The sequence below is a fragment of the Neobacillus sp. MER 74 genome (assembly GCF_023714155.1).
Genome location: NZ_JAMAUV010000138.1, coordinates 1 through 233 on the forward strand (window position 1 = coordinate 1; position 233 = coordinate 233).

Annotated in this window: 1 rRNA gene; it reads left to right on the forward strand. The window is 54.9% G+C overall.

From position 1 onward, the window contains the following. A 23S ribosomal RNA gene (locus M3610_RS27885) occupies positions 1 to 233 on the forward strand; the annotation flags it as partial.

Sequence of the window (233 nt, forward strand, 5' to 3'; positions counted from 1 at the left end):
GGGTGATGGCGTGCCTTTTGTAGAATGAACCGGCGAGTTACGATCCCATGCAAGGTTAAGTTGAAGAGACGGAGCCGCAGCGAAAGCGAGTCTGAATAGGGCGAATTGAGTATGTGGTCGTAGACCCGAAACCAGGTGATCTACCCATGTCCAGGGTGAAGTCCAGGTAACACTGGATGGAGGCCCGAACCCACGCACGTTGAAAAGTGCGGGGATGAGGTGTGGGTAGCGGA